11 protein-coding genes are annotated in these 12425 nt (G+C 65.7%); 3 read left to right on the top strand and 8 right to left on the bottom strand.

The genetic code is table 11. From position 1 onward, the window contains the following. Positions 1 to 555: 555 nt before the first annotated feature. The 3 genes from ACMX2H_RS03545 (at position 556) to ACMX2H_RS03535 (ending at position 3907) form a co-directional block, all read left to right on the top strand. Complete coding sequence (locus tag ACMX2H_RS03545) at positions 556 to 1122, top strand: hypothetical protein (protein WP_414958992.1); 567 nt, start codon at positions 556 to 558, stop codon at positions 1120 to 1122. 541 nt (positions 1123 to 1663) lie between these two features. Then, positions 1664 to 1924, top strand: a complete 261-nt coding sequence (locus ACMX2H_RS03540) for a GlsB/YeaQ/YmgE family stress response membrane protein (protein ID WP_136785512.1) — start codon at positions 1664 to 1666, stop codon at positions 1922 to 1924. A 294-nt stretch (positions 1925 to 2218) separates the two neighbouring features. Further along, positions 2219 to 3907, top strand: a complete 1689-nt coding sequence (locus ACMX2H_RS03535) for a formate--tetrahydrofolate ligase (protein ID WP_414958991.1) — start codon at positions 2219 to 2221, stop codon at positions 3905 to 3907. Between the two features lie 154 nt (positions 3908 to 4061). On the opposite strand, the gene ACMX2H_RS03530 is transcribed toward ACMX2H_RS03535, so the two are convergent. The 8 genes from ACMX2H_RS03530 to ACMX2H_RS03495 all read right to left on the bottom strand — a co-directional run. Beyond that, positions 4062 to 5162, bottom strand: coding sequence for an acyltransferase (locus tag ACMX2H_RS03530; RefSeq protein WP_414958990.1), 1101 nt, complete (start codon positions 5160 to 5162; stop codon positions 4062 to 4064). Positions 5163 to 5253: 91 nt separating this feature from the next. Continuing rightward, complete coding sequence (locus ACMX2H_RS03525; protein WP_136785509.1) at positions 5254 to 6339, bottom strand: inositol-3-phosphate synthase; 1086 nt, start codon at positions 6337 to 6339, stop codon at positions 5254 to 5256. Between the two features lie 134 nt (positions 6340 to 6473). Then, positions 6474 to 7151 (bottom strand): DUF6766 family protein, encoded by a 678-nt coding sequence (locus ACMX2H_RS03520; protein ID WP_414958989.1) that lies wholly within the window; start codon positions 7149 to 7151, stop codon positions 6474 to 6476. Positions 7152 to 7232: 81 nt separating this feature from the next. Then, positions 7233 to 7664, bottom strand: coding sequence for a hypothetical protein (locus tag ACMX2H_RS03515; RefSeq protein WP_414958988.1), 432 nt, complete (start codon positions 7662 to 7664; stop codon positions 7233 to 7235). A gap of 69 nt (positions 7665 to 7733) precedes the next feature. Continuing rightward, a complete protein-coding gene (locus ACMX2H_RS03510) occupies positions 7734 to 8978 on the bottom strand; it encodes a DUF6716 putative glycosyltransferase (RefSeq protein WP_414958987.1) in 1245 nt (414 codons plus the stop codon). Further along, positions 8978 to 10087, bottom strand: coding sequence for a hypothetical protein (locus tag ACMX2H_RS03505; RefSeq protein WP_414958986.1), 1110 nt, complete (start codon positions 10085 to 10087; stop codon positions 8978 to 8980). The genes ACMX2H_RS03510 and ACMX2H_RS03505 overlap by 1 nt, the downstream gene beginning before the upstream one ends. 10 nt (positions 10088 to 10097) lie before the next feature. Continuing rightward, positions 10098 to 11453, bottom strand: coding sequence for a polysialyltransferase family glycosyltransferase (locus tag ACMX2H_RS03500; protein ID WP_414958985.1), 1356 nt, complete (start codon positions 11451 to 11453; stop codon positions 10098 to 10100). Further along, the coding region (locus ACMX2H_RS03495) for a glycosyltransferase family 2 protein (protein ID WP_414958984.1) at positions 11450 to 12425 on the bottom strand (976 nt) is incomplete at its 5' end. The genes ACMX2H_RS03500 and ACMX2H_RS03495, both read right to left, overlap by 4 nt.

Here is a 12425-nt window from a genome sequence, read left to right as displayed (position 1 = left end):
CGACCGTGCGCCGTCGTACTGCCGTGCTGCGGCGAGTTTACGAGGACACGCCGGTGGAAAGAAGAAAAGCCCAACAAGTTCCGCGAATTGGCTAGGCAGAAACAGCAGTCATCGGGTACGTTAGGAACGTCCGATTGAACTTTCTCAATCAGGAGAGTTGGATCCGGACTGTTTCTATTGGCGCTATCAAGAAAGGGAGGTGGGATCTGTGAATATGACCAAGACGCCGGGCGGAGTGTTTAACTCCTTCGCCGCGCTCCGACGACCCGCCTCCGCCACTTCTGCGCACTAGAACTTCGCTGATTGAACCGGTTCATTCCGTGAACCGCTGCCTTTCCTCAATCACCGCATTTCTCTAGCTCTCCCGCGCGGAGGCCTCACCTTCTGTTTGAGGACTTCGCTATGAGCACTCTTACCGCATTTCCTTCTGCCCACGTGGCCTCCCCAGCCGGTGCTGCAACAACCGCCATGGGCTCCGTGCCGGCGGTTGAAACTCCCTTGGATCCCGCCATGCTTCCTGCCCAAAATCCGAACTATTCCCGAGAGGAAATCCTCATGAAACCGCTGGACGCAGCTCTAGCGCCTGCACCCGAACGATCCATCGGTCCCACCGAAGCGCCACTGTCCGATGCGGGGCAGTTCGGCCACGGCCAGCTGATCAGCGCCGGAAGCCTGCGCGACCTCGACGCAGCCACCGGTCGAGGAGACAGCGTGTCCGCAGTCGCCGGATCCGAAGCTACCGGTTCCATCCGGTCGGGGGTCGACGAAGCCGCCGGCTCCATTCGGTCGGCGGTCGACGCGTCGGACGACGAGTTTTCCGATTCCGCCTGGTCGGAGGTCGGCGAGTTTGCCGACTCCGTCCTCCGGCCGTCAGCCGGTGAAGCTGCCGACTCCGTCCGGGCTTGGCGCAATCGGACCGTTGACTCCACCCGCCCGGCACCCGAACAAGCCGCAACTGCGGCGATGCCGAATTTCCTGGATAGGCAGGAGGTGAATGCCATGATCCGCAAGCTCCGCCAGAGCGTCTCGCTGTGGAAACGAATACAGAACGTGCGTGTTGATGATCAGCTCCTGGAACAAGTGCGCGACGATTTGCTCTCGCACCAGCAGCTCATCCGCTGAAGTTCCCGGCTTAGCAAGTGCAAATAAATACGCCGTCCTGTAGGGGACACATTCGCGAGGAGGATCCGATGAATCACATTGGACCCGATGTAGCTACAGGCCCGCGCCGGGCAGGAACCCGGCGCGGGCTTCCGCTTTTAACGACGCAGGTCCTCTTATAACAGTGCAGGCGGCCCCTTCGACGAAGCGCCGCGTGGAGCATTCGGACCAGTGCCACCAACAAGTTTCCGAGCGGACAAATCCGTTCAGCTAAGCATGCGCGTGCACGCCTAGATTAGCCATGCGCGTGCACGCCGAGATAAGGCTCATCGCGGGGGATGGCGTCGATTTTAGCCGGAGGGCCGCCCGGCTTCCGAACCAGCAATGCCGCTGGCTATTGCCAGCACCCACGTCAACGAAGCCCGCAGGAACTGCGAGAGCTCCTGTATGCGCGCGGCTGGGGGGCTGCGCGAACCGAACTGCGCGATCCGTGCGATAGAACGTTTTGCGATGGATCGCTAAGTATGCTTATCGTAGATGCATCGCAACCTGAGGAGGCAACATGATCGGTTTCATTATCGCTGGGCTTGTCATCGGAGCACTTGCTCGCCTTATCAAGCCCGGAAAGCAGAACCTGGGGATTTTGGCAACGCTGCTGCTTGGCATCGTCGGGGCGATCATTGGCGGTGTCATCGCGAACCTGCTGGGTACCGGTGACATCTTCGAGCTCAACGTCCTTGGCTTCATCGTCGCGGTTGTTGCTGCTGTGCTCCTGATCGGTGTGGCGGAGAGCCTGTCCGGTCGTCGGGCGGTCCGCCGCTAACGGCCGCAGCACCGAACACGCAGATGGCCTGCCGCGCGCTTGCGTGGCAGGCCATCGCTGTGTGTGGCGGCAAGAATTCCGGCTTTCGGGTGCTGCCCCAAGTAGGCCGCAGCCACGTCCCGGCGACATGGACAGGACACGCGCCCGTGACCAGCGATGCAGGGGCGGGAACGCTGCAGCAGCCGCTCGAATCTTGCTCCGGCACGGACCGGTGACGGCGGCGTGCGCGGCTGATACGTTGGCTGTGGCAGCAACGCTGCCCATATTGGCCCATGCGAGGGAAGAAGGACGAAGATGTCTGAGCCGGCTCCGCTGACTGATCTGGAGATTGCCCGCCGCGCCACTTTGCGGCCGATTACCGAGATTGCCGAGGCGGTGGGAATACCGGCGGAGGCCCTGGAACTTTACGGCAGCTACAAGGCCAAAATCGATCCGGCCAAGCTCGGTGCGGGCTTCGAGGAACCCCGCGGCCAGGTGGTCTTGGTGACGGCGATGTCGCCCACGCCGGCAGGCGAAGGCAAGTCGACGCTAACGGTGGGACTGGCGGACGCGCTGGCAAAGGCCGGCCACAAGACCATGGTGGCCATCAGGGAACCCTCTCTGGGCCCGATCTTGGGCATGAAGGGCGGCGCAACCGGCGGCGGCTATTCGCAGGTGCTCCCGATGGATGACATCAACCTGCACTTCACCGGGGACTTTCACGCCATTACCTCGGCCAACAACGCGTTGATGGCGCTGGTGGATAACCACATCTACCAGGGCAACGATTTGGGCATCGATCCCAGGCGGCTGACGTTCCGGCGGGTCCTGGACATGAACGACCGGGCGTTGCGCCAGGTGGTCATCGGGCTCGGCGGTCCCACCCAGGGAGTGCCGCGTGAGGCAGGGTTCGACATCACTGTGGCCTCCGAGGTGATGGCTGTTTTCTGTCTCTCGTCCGGCCCGGCCGACCTGAAGGCCCGGCTGTCGCGCATCACCGTCGGCTACACCTACGATCGCAAACCGGTAACCGTAGCGGACCTGGGCGTGCAGGGTGCCCTGGCCATGCTGCTCAAGGACGCCATCAAACCGAACCTGGTGCAGACCATCGCCGGCACACCCGCCTTTGTGCACGGCGGCCCATTCGCCAACATCGCGCACGGCTGCAATTCGCTGCTGGCCACCCAGACCGCCCGGCGGCTCGTCGACGTCGTGGTTACTGAGGCAGGTTTCGGCTCGGATCTGGGCGCGGAGAAGTTCATGGACATCAAGGCCCGGGCCGGCGGATTCGCGCCGTCGGCCATCGTGGTGCTGGCCACCATCCGCTCCCTGAAGATGCACGGAGGCGTCCCCAAGGACCAGCTGAAGGAACCCAACCTGGAAGCTGTCCAGGCCGGCATCGCCAACCTCGAACGGCACGTGGACAACGCCGCCAAGTTCGGCCTCACCCCGGTGGTGGCGATCAACAAGTTCACCTCTGACAGCCCCGAAGAACTGGACTGGGTGCTGGACTGGTGCCGGCAGAAGGGGGTGGAAGCCGCGGTGGCCGATGTCTGGGGCCAAGGCGGCGGCGGCACCGGCGGCGACGCGCTGGCCGCGAAGGTGGCACAGGTGCTGCAGCAGCAACAGTCGTTCTCCCCGCTGTACGACCTGGACCTGACCGTGGAGAAAAAGATCGAGACCATCGCGCAGCAAATCTACGGTGCGGACCATGTGGAGTTCACCAGTCCGGCCCGCAAGCGGTTGGCCGAGATCGAGGCGAACGGCTGGGGCAAACTGCCGGTGTGCATGGCCAAGACGCAGTATTCGTTCACCGACGATCCCTCGGTGCTCGGAGCCCCCAGTGGCTTCAGTATCACCGTGCGCGACCTGATCCCGAAGACCGGCGCGGGCTTCATCGTGGCGCTGACGGGCGACGTGATGACCATGCCGGGGCTGCCGAAGGAACCGGCGGCGGGCCGGATGGACGTGGACGACGACGGCGTCATCACTGGACTGTTTTAACCCCGCCGGGGCGGTTCCGAGGGCGGCGCCTCGGCGGCTGCCTCGAGGGAAAACCTCGGGCGGCTCGGCCGAACGAGCCCTGCGTTCGGGACACCGTGCACTGAACATGGTGCACTGAACACGGTGCACTGAACGCAGGGTTCAGCCCACGGGGTCAAAACACGCGGTTCAGCACCGGAGTCCGCAGCGCCAGCAGGGTCAGGGCGAACGAGCCGATGGTCGCTATGGAGAACTTCACTGTCATCAGCGCCAGCGTGGGCTCTTGGTCGGGGAAGACGTGGAACGTCAGCCAGGTCAGGAACAGGTAGTGGCAGAGGAACACGCCAAAAGAGGCGTTGGATAGCTGGACCAGGGTGCGGCCCAGCCAGCTGGCCGGCTGCCATCCGGCCAGCAAGTGGTAGGTGGCGGTAAAGATGCACAGGGCTGCCGCAGTGACGCCCAGCCCCACATAGCTGGACGGCGTAATGATGTTCAGCGGCGGAGTGGAATCCTGATGGATCCAGTGCCAGATGTTGAAAACGGAAAGCACGACGGCGGTGCCTCCTGCCGCCAGGGCGGCACCGCGGGGGACGCGCAACTGGGTGATGACCCAGCCGGCCATAAAGTAACCCAGATAGGGGATCCACTGGGTCAGGATGTTCCACGGATACTGCCAGCCCCACTCGAACTGGATGCTGGCGGCCTGCACGCTGAACAGCGCCAAGGTCAGCACCAACACGGTGCAGGTTGCGGCAGCGGCGCGCTGCAACGGAACCCGGTTTAGGTATCCGGCTAACGGCGGCGCGACCAGATACAGGCCCAGGATCAGCCAGAGGAAGTAGAGGTGCGGATAAACCTGGGTATCGAAGACGGACACCAGCACCTCGCCTGGATGCAGTTCGCGGCCCAGGATCAGGTAGTTGCCCACAAAGATGTACACCAGATGCCAGACCACCAGGGCGGGCAGCAGCCGGAGCGCGCGCTTCCGGTAAAAGGCCTTGGCGCCTTCGGCATGTGCCCGCGGAGCGAGCACCAGGGCGCCGGAGATCGTGACGAAAACAGGCACCACCCAGATGAAGGCAATGTCGATGATTGCCGCCGGAAGCCAATCCGGCTGCGTGCGGGCGTCGTCGTCGCCGGCCAGCTCGCCGAAGGAGTGGATGGCCACCACACCGACGATGCTGACGATCCGGAGGATGTCCAGCGCATAGTTGCGGCGGGGGCGAGGGGCCGCCCCGTGAAGCTGCCCGGAAGGGGTCGGGGAGGGTACGGCCATAAATCCACACTACCCGGACGCAGTTGCCACCCCGGCAAAAGCTGAAGGGGACCGGTCCTGGTGGACCGGCCCCCTTCACCTGGAGTGCGTCTTAGCTGTCAGACTCGCCGCTGATGAAGGCTTCGACCTTCTCGCGGGCGGTCTCGTCGTCGTACTGTTCCGGCGGGGACTTCATGAAGTAGCTCGACGCCGAAAGGATCGGTCCGCCGATGCCGCGGTCCAGCGCGATCTTGGCCGCACGGATCGCGTCGATGATGACGCCCGCGGAGTTCGGCGAGTCCCAGACCTCAAGCTTGTATTCCAGCGAGACCGGGGCGTCGCCGAAGTTGCGGCCTTCCAGCCGGACGAAAGCCCACTTGCGGTCATCCAGCCAGGACACGTAGTCGGAGGGGCCGATGTGCACGTCGTCGTCGCCCAGCACGGCGGAGGTGTTCGAGGTGACGGCCTGGGTCTTGGAGATCTTCTTGGACTCCAGTCGCTCGCGCTCGAGCATGTTCTTGAAGTCCATGTTGCCGCCGACGTTGAGCTGGTACGTCCGGTCCAGGACCACACCGCGGTCTTCGAACAGCTTGGCCATCACACGGTGCGTGATGGTGGCACCGATCTGGCTCTTGATGTCGTCGCCCACAATGGGAACGCCGGCTTCGGTGAACTTGTCCGCCCATTCCTTGGTGCCGGCAATGAAGACCGGAAGCGCGTTGACGAAGGCCACGCCGGCGTCGATCGCGCACTGGGCGTAGAACTTGGCTGCCTGCTCGGAACCGACCGGCAGGTAGCAGACCATGACGTCGACCTTGGCATCACGCAGTGCGGCGACCATGTCCACGGGCTCGTCGTCGGATTCCACGATGGTCTCGCGGTAGTACTTGCCCAGGCCGTCCAGGGTGTGGCCGCGCTGGACCTTGACGCCGGTGGGCGGAACGTCGGCGATCTTGATGGTGTTGTTCTCGCTGGCGCCGATCGCGTCGGCCAGGTCAAGACCGACCTTTTTGCCGTCCACGTCGAACGCCGCGACGAACTGCACGTCGTCGACGTGGTAGGCGCCGAACGCGACGTGCATCAGTCCGGGGATCGTTGCGCTCGGGTCCGCGCCACGGTAGTAGTGGACACCCTGGACCAGCGAGGCCGCACAGTTTCCAACACCGACGATCGCTACCCGGATGGGGTTCTCTGCCACGGTTCTCCTTCGAAACACTTCTGTCTGGCCGCCGCGCCGATGGCGGGCAGCCTATCCAGTCTACGCCGTGTTTCAACGCCCCGCCGGGCCGGACCATTCCCATGACGGCGGCGCCGTTTCCGCGACGGCCGGGGCTATCCGCTCACCCCGGTGGAATCGTGCGGCTGTCCGACCGGCTTGGATTCGGGCGAACCACGCTGGCGCAGGTACACGGACAAGATCACCATGGACCACACGGCCAGGAATTCGGATTGCCAGTTCTGCAGCGTCCGGTTCCAGAACTCCGGGGAGCCGACGTACTCGCCCCAGCTGCCCGGGTCCTGCAGGTTGCCGATCTGGCTTTCGGCGAAAGCGCTGAAGCCGCTGATCGACTGCACTACCCAGGACGCCACGAAGATGGCGCCCATGACCAGGCCCAGCGAGTTGGAGAAGACTTTGGAGCGCCAGCCGCCTGCCTTGGCCCACTTGGGTGAATCGGGCCGCGCGAACCGGGCGAAGAGCTGTTCCTTGTCCGACTCCTTGCCGCGCTTGTCCAGTTCCTTCGATTCGGGCGAGCCTTTCTGCACCAGCCAAATGCTGATCAGGATCAGCAGCAGGAACTGCAGGTATTCGGACTGCCAGTTCTCGGACACGTCGACCGCAAAGCTGGACGAAGCCACGTACTGCCAGAAGGAAATGGTCTCCAGGCCCGAGGCGAGCTGCTCCTCATTGAAGGCGGCAAGCCCGGAGAACGCTTGGCCGGCCAGCGAGGCGCCGAACAGCAGGCCGAAACACGTGCTCAAGCCATTGGTGATCAGCGGGTTGTGCTTCATCGTGCCATCACTCCGATCGCTGCCAGGTAGATCAGCCCGGCGGTGATGACTCCCAGCAGGATCCAAAAAGACCAGCGCATCTCAGCTCCCGTCCACGGCGCAGTCGTAGGGGCGTTCACCCCGGAAGGTGCAGCCCGCGCCGAGGACCTTCCAGCGGTCGCCCGATCGGGTCAGGAACATGGTGTCCGTGTCCAGGACCACCTGGGCGTTCCGTCCGTACGCCTGGCTCCCGGTCACCTTTCCGGCAGCGGGCAGGTCCAGCTGCAGGATCTTCCGCGAGCAGCTGCCGGGTTCGTCGCCCTCTATCTCTTCAACCGCCACCGGGGCCAGGAAGGCGCACGCGGCGGTGCCGTCGCCGGCCTGGACCGCGGCCAGGAATCCGCTTGCTGCGGCAGCGGCGTCCTCACTGCCCGGGTTCAACGATGCGCATCCTGCGGCTCCGACGGCCAGCGCCAGGAGCGCTGCCAGCGGCGGAAGGCGCCGGAGCCGTGGGCTGAAACGACGTGTACGCATTTTTCCTCCTGCCCGGTCAGTACCCGGACAGCAGAGGTTCCAAACGGTGCCCCGCGGAGCGCGTCTCGATCAGGCCGGCAGGCGCCGGGCATTGCGCAGCCGGCGCACCAGGTTCAAGGCCGGCGAGGGCAGCACGGTGCGCAGCTTCGAGCGCATCTTGCGGCGCTGCACGGCTGCCAGGCGGTCCGGGTCCGTCGCCAGTTTTCCGGCGCGGGCGCGCTCGGCGAAGTTCAGCAGCAGGCCGTCCAACGGTGCGAATTGGACGTGGAAATAGTTGTCCCGCAGCCACCGATGGTCAGGGTGCCTGAACCGGCCGGCCACCAGATCCTCCAGATTCCCCACGAGTCCGGAGCCGTCGAAGACCTTGTTCAGCATCTCCTCGGAGAGTCCGAAGTCATCGAGGATCAGCACCGGCAGACCGGCGTCGAGCGCTTCCAAGGCAGCCGTGGAGCTCACCGTGACCATCGCCGCTGCAGGCATGAGCTGCGCGGACATGGGACCGGTGCAGAACTGCAGCTCGTGCCCGCCGACCGCGCGCGCCGCCACCAGGTCAGACCAGAGCTGGTCGAAGGGGTACTGCTCCAGGTGCGTCTGCGGTTCGCCGGCCCACGCCCGCAACTTCACCCGCACCGACAGTTCCGGTCGGCGCCTTGCCAGCGCCGCCAGGGCCTGCAGGATCGCCACGCGCTGGTCGCGCTCCACCGGAACCTTGGCCTGCGGCGCAAACACCACCGAACGCAGCGGGACCTGCTGCGGTTCCGGCCGGCCCGGGGAGGCCAGGAACGGCAGACGCGAGACCAGGATCCGCTGCGGCAGGCCCATGGCATCGGCCAGATCGCTGAACGCGCGGCACTCGGCATGGCTGTGCGTGATGAAAGCGTCACCGAGGGCGCGATAGTTCAGCGCCTTGCGGGTGGCCGGGAAGGCAACACCCGGCAGCGCGGACAACAGCGCCGGCCGGTGCGGCATCCGCGAGGCCTGCGTGAAGATCTCTTCCACCACCGGTCCGGTGGCCGCTGCCAGCACGACGTCGGCGCCCGCCAACGCGCTCTTCAGACCCGACGCGGCGATCACCCGGGGCGCTTTGCCGGCCAGGAACGTCCCGGCGGTCGCCGCCTGAATCTGTTCCAGCGTGGGCAAGATGGGGGAGCGGACCAGCAGCACTTCGCGCTCCCAGCCCTCCCCGAGCGATTCCAGCGTGGCGCAGGCAAACTTCAGGTACGAATCGCTGTCTGCCACCGCCAGCACGCGGAACGGGCGGATCCCGTTCCCGCCGGACGCGGACTCGGCTGTGCTGTGGGGTCCCGGAGCCATCACTTGCCCCCTTCGCGCAGCGAACTGCTCAGGTGTCGGCGCAGTTCTTCCGTAGTCTGCGGCAGCCACCAGTCATCCGGTACCGGCTGCCCCTTCAGCGGCACTCCGGACGGGGCCAGGATCAGGCGCAGCGAAGCCAGTACCGTGGAGGGCAGGGCACGGACCACCTGCCCGGGCCGCAAACCGCGCAGCCGCATCTCGACCGGAATCGTGTGCTGCTTGACGCGGATCAGCGGGTGCTCGTCCAAAGCCTTGAGGAGCTCCGGCTGTTCCCGGCGGTGCGGGAAATAGGCCACCGGGCCGTCCTCGGTCAAGGAGCGCACCCAATCCAGGTACGGTTCGGGCCGAATCAGCTGGTCGGCGGGCATGGCCGACCCCACCACGATGGTTGGTTCAAGGATGTTCTCGGTGACCGGCTGGGTGCCCAGCCACTCGAACCGGTGCCGTTCCAGATGGCCCCCCAGGGCCCTGAACTTCTTCTCCACGGCGTCGGGCACGGACAATGCCGTGAACACCAGCAGCCGGCCCTGGCTGGCCATCCTGCGCAGCGTCCACCAGGTGGCCAGACCCAACGCCTTGCGCCGCACTGTCGGCATGGCCCGCGGACGGATTAGCGGGGTGGGCCCATCGCTGACCAGCATGCGCAGCAGGCTCAGCGTCGCCAGACCGTCGTCCACAATGACCAGTTCGTCGGCGGCGACGCCGCGCAGGAGCTCGGCCTGCACCTTGCCGGAGTAGGCATCGCCGGTCACCCAGCGGTCCAGCTTCCGGCTGCGGACCGCGGGCAGCGCGGACGACGGCGGGGTGAACCGCACGCCGCTTGGCACCTGTTCCATCAGCGACCGCAGCGTGCTGTCCATGCCCACGGCGTCGCCACGCGGATGGATCAGCGTTTCTTGGCCCAGCAGGCCGGCGCCGTGCGCCTCGACCGCGCTGAGCAGCTGCAGCGGCGACTCGGCCCAGACGGCGGCACGGCCGAAGCGCGGGCGAACCAGTTCGCTCCGGTGCCCCCGCCTGACGGTGGCCCCGGCTTTCGGGTAGGCCAGCCTGCGGTCCACCACCGGACCCAACTGGGGGAGGAATGCTGCCGTGACTGCTGCCTCCGTCATCATTGCCGCCTCATGAGGCCACAGCCGATTTGAGTTTGCGGACGGCACGCCGGCCCATCCGCCCGACCTGGGCCAGCGGGCGCGGTCCGTCAACCCGGGCCAATCCGCCCGGAAGCTCATGCTTGGTCAGCCGGCGCCGCTTGAAGTAGCGCATCTCGGGTGCGTCCTTGATGCTGTGCAGATAGGTTTCGGCGCTGGGGCGGACTGCCGCCAGCGTGTCTGCCTGCATGCAATAGGAGACGGCTTCGACCAGCGGCTGAAGCCGCCGCGAGTCCGGCGTGTCCGCGCGGTCATGGTCCGGCGCCAAGATGTTTCGTTCCAGCACGGCATCGACGATGGTGACCGGCACGCGGTTGCTGTTTTCGTACGGACTCAGCCGCTCCAGCAGCAACGCTGTCCCGACCGCTGCGGCGTCGATGTTGAACAGGTATTTGGCAGTCATCAGCGCGGTGGAAAAGCAGCTCACCACTAGTTTCGGCTGAAGCCGCTGCATGACAACTTCGGCCGGGGCGGAGGACTCCAGGATGTCCAGCTGCACGCCGAGCTGCTGCGCCGCGGCCTCGACCGACCGGACGGCCCCCGGCCCGGCGCTGGGATGGGGCTTGAACACGCAGTGCAGGATCCCTAGGTCTTTGGCCTTCTCGATCATCTGGCGGTGCAGTGCCACTTCCTCCTCGGCAGAGAGGATCCCGAGCTCAGCCAGGTACTGGCCTAGCAGCAGGGCTGTCCCGGCCCGCGCCTTCTGGTGGTCGGCAGACGGAAGCGCAAGGGGCGGCAAAGACCGGTCCAGTTCTTCCATGGCACGGCGCAGGGACGCCGGATCCACCGGAAGCAGGTGCGGCTGGTGTTCGCGCAGCAACTGCGGCCGCAGGCCCGGAACCAGATCAACGTACAGCAGGGAATCGAGCCGCTGCGCCACGGCCAACGGGACGGGGTTCCGGGTGGGTCCGTAGCTCATCAGACCGTCGGAATGCACCGAAATCCGGGCACTGGCGAAGATGCGGGCCAAAGCGATCGCGGGATCCACCTGGATGGATTCGACAAACACGTGGACCGGGTCGCTTCCCAGCTCCCATTCCGACCGCAGCAGCTTCTGCCACAGGTCAAGGTCCTGTTCGCGGGGACTGAACTGGCCGGGCCGGCGGGGCCAGAGCAGGCTGCTCAGGTCCACCACCCGGTCGAATCGGCTGGCCGCCTCGGCGAATCCCGGCGACTCGTGGAACGGAACGGTGACCTCCGGAATCATCGCGTTGTTGGTCAGTACCAAAATGCGTTCCTGCCCGGTCTCCGGCAACACGGCGTCGTCGATGGCCGCTGCCAGCGAGACGCACTGATACAGGGTTGAGACGACAAAAAGCTCTTTCACTTCAATGCTCCGATTGCTGTTTCCAGCGTCTTGCGCCGGCGCTCACCCAGCGCTTGCACCCCGGCGGCGACGGCGGCGGCCGGAAGGCCGGCCACGGCAGTACGCAGGCCCGACGTCAGCTCCTGGCGGACAACCCGGGTCATGGAATCCGAACGATCCAGGTGGTGGCACGCGATAGCCAGGAACTGCCGGACGGCCTTGGGCCGAAAACGGTCCGCCTCGGGGTCTTCCGCCACCAGACGGAAGACTTCTGCGTAGCTGCGCAGGAAGTCCAACTGCCTGCGGTCGAAGACCTGGCTCAGCGAGGTCGCCACGCCGCGCCGGTAGAAGGCCCCCAGCTGATCCGAGACGGCGTAGGAGGCTGCCTGCAGATGCAGGCGCCAGATCCAGGGACGGTCCTCGGCGGTATGCAGGCCGTCGAGAAAGTGCAGCAGGCCGGCTTCTTTGAGCGCGCCGTCGAAGATGCCGAAGGGTGCGAACGGGTAGTCCACCATCGTCGACTCGTCCGAAGGCCCGATGTCGCGGCGGGGATCGAGGGCGACGCCGCGCACGGCTTGCGGCGCGCGGTGAACGGTCCGGACTCCGTTGGTGTGCCGGATGTGGTCCACGCGGAGGAAGTCCACGCCCAGCTCGCTGATCTCTTCGGTGATCCGGGCCAAATGCCCGGGGGCGTACCAGTCGTCCGGATCGAAAAAGGTGATGTAGCGTCCGGTGGCGGCGTCCAGGCCTTGGTTGCGTGCCGCGGCCAGCCCGGTGGCGGTGTTGTTGCGGTGGATCTGCAGGCCGGGGAGCCGGCCGGTAAAGGCGGCGGCCAGCTCCCCGGTCCCGTCGGTGGAACCGTCATCGATCACGATGATTTCCATCACCGAGGGATCATCGAACTGACGGGTCAGGCTGGTCATCGCGTCGCGGATGAAAGGTGCCTGGTCTTTCGCCGGAATGATGACGCTCAGTAATGGCTGGTTCATGGCG

Origin of the sequence: Arthrobacter sulfonylureivorans (assembly GCF_047607445.1) — a bacterium.
GTDB classification, from domain to species: domain Bacteria; phylum Actinomycetota; class Actinomycetes; order Actinomycetales; family Micrococcaceae; genus Crystallibacter; species Crystallibacter sulfonylureivorans_A.
This window is presented reverse-complemented; position numbering and strand designations above follow the sequence as displayed.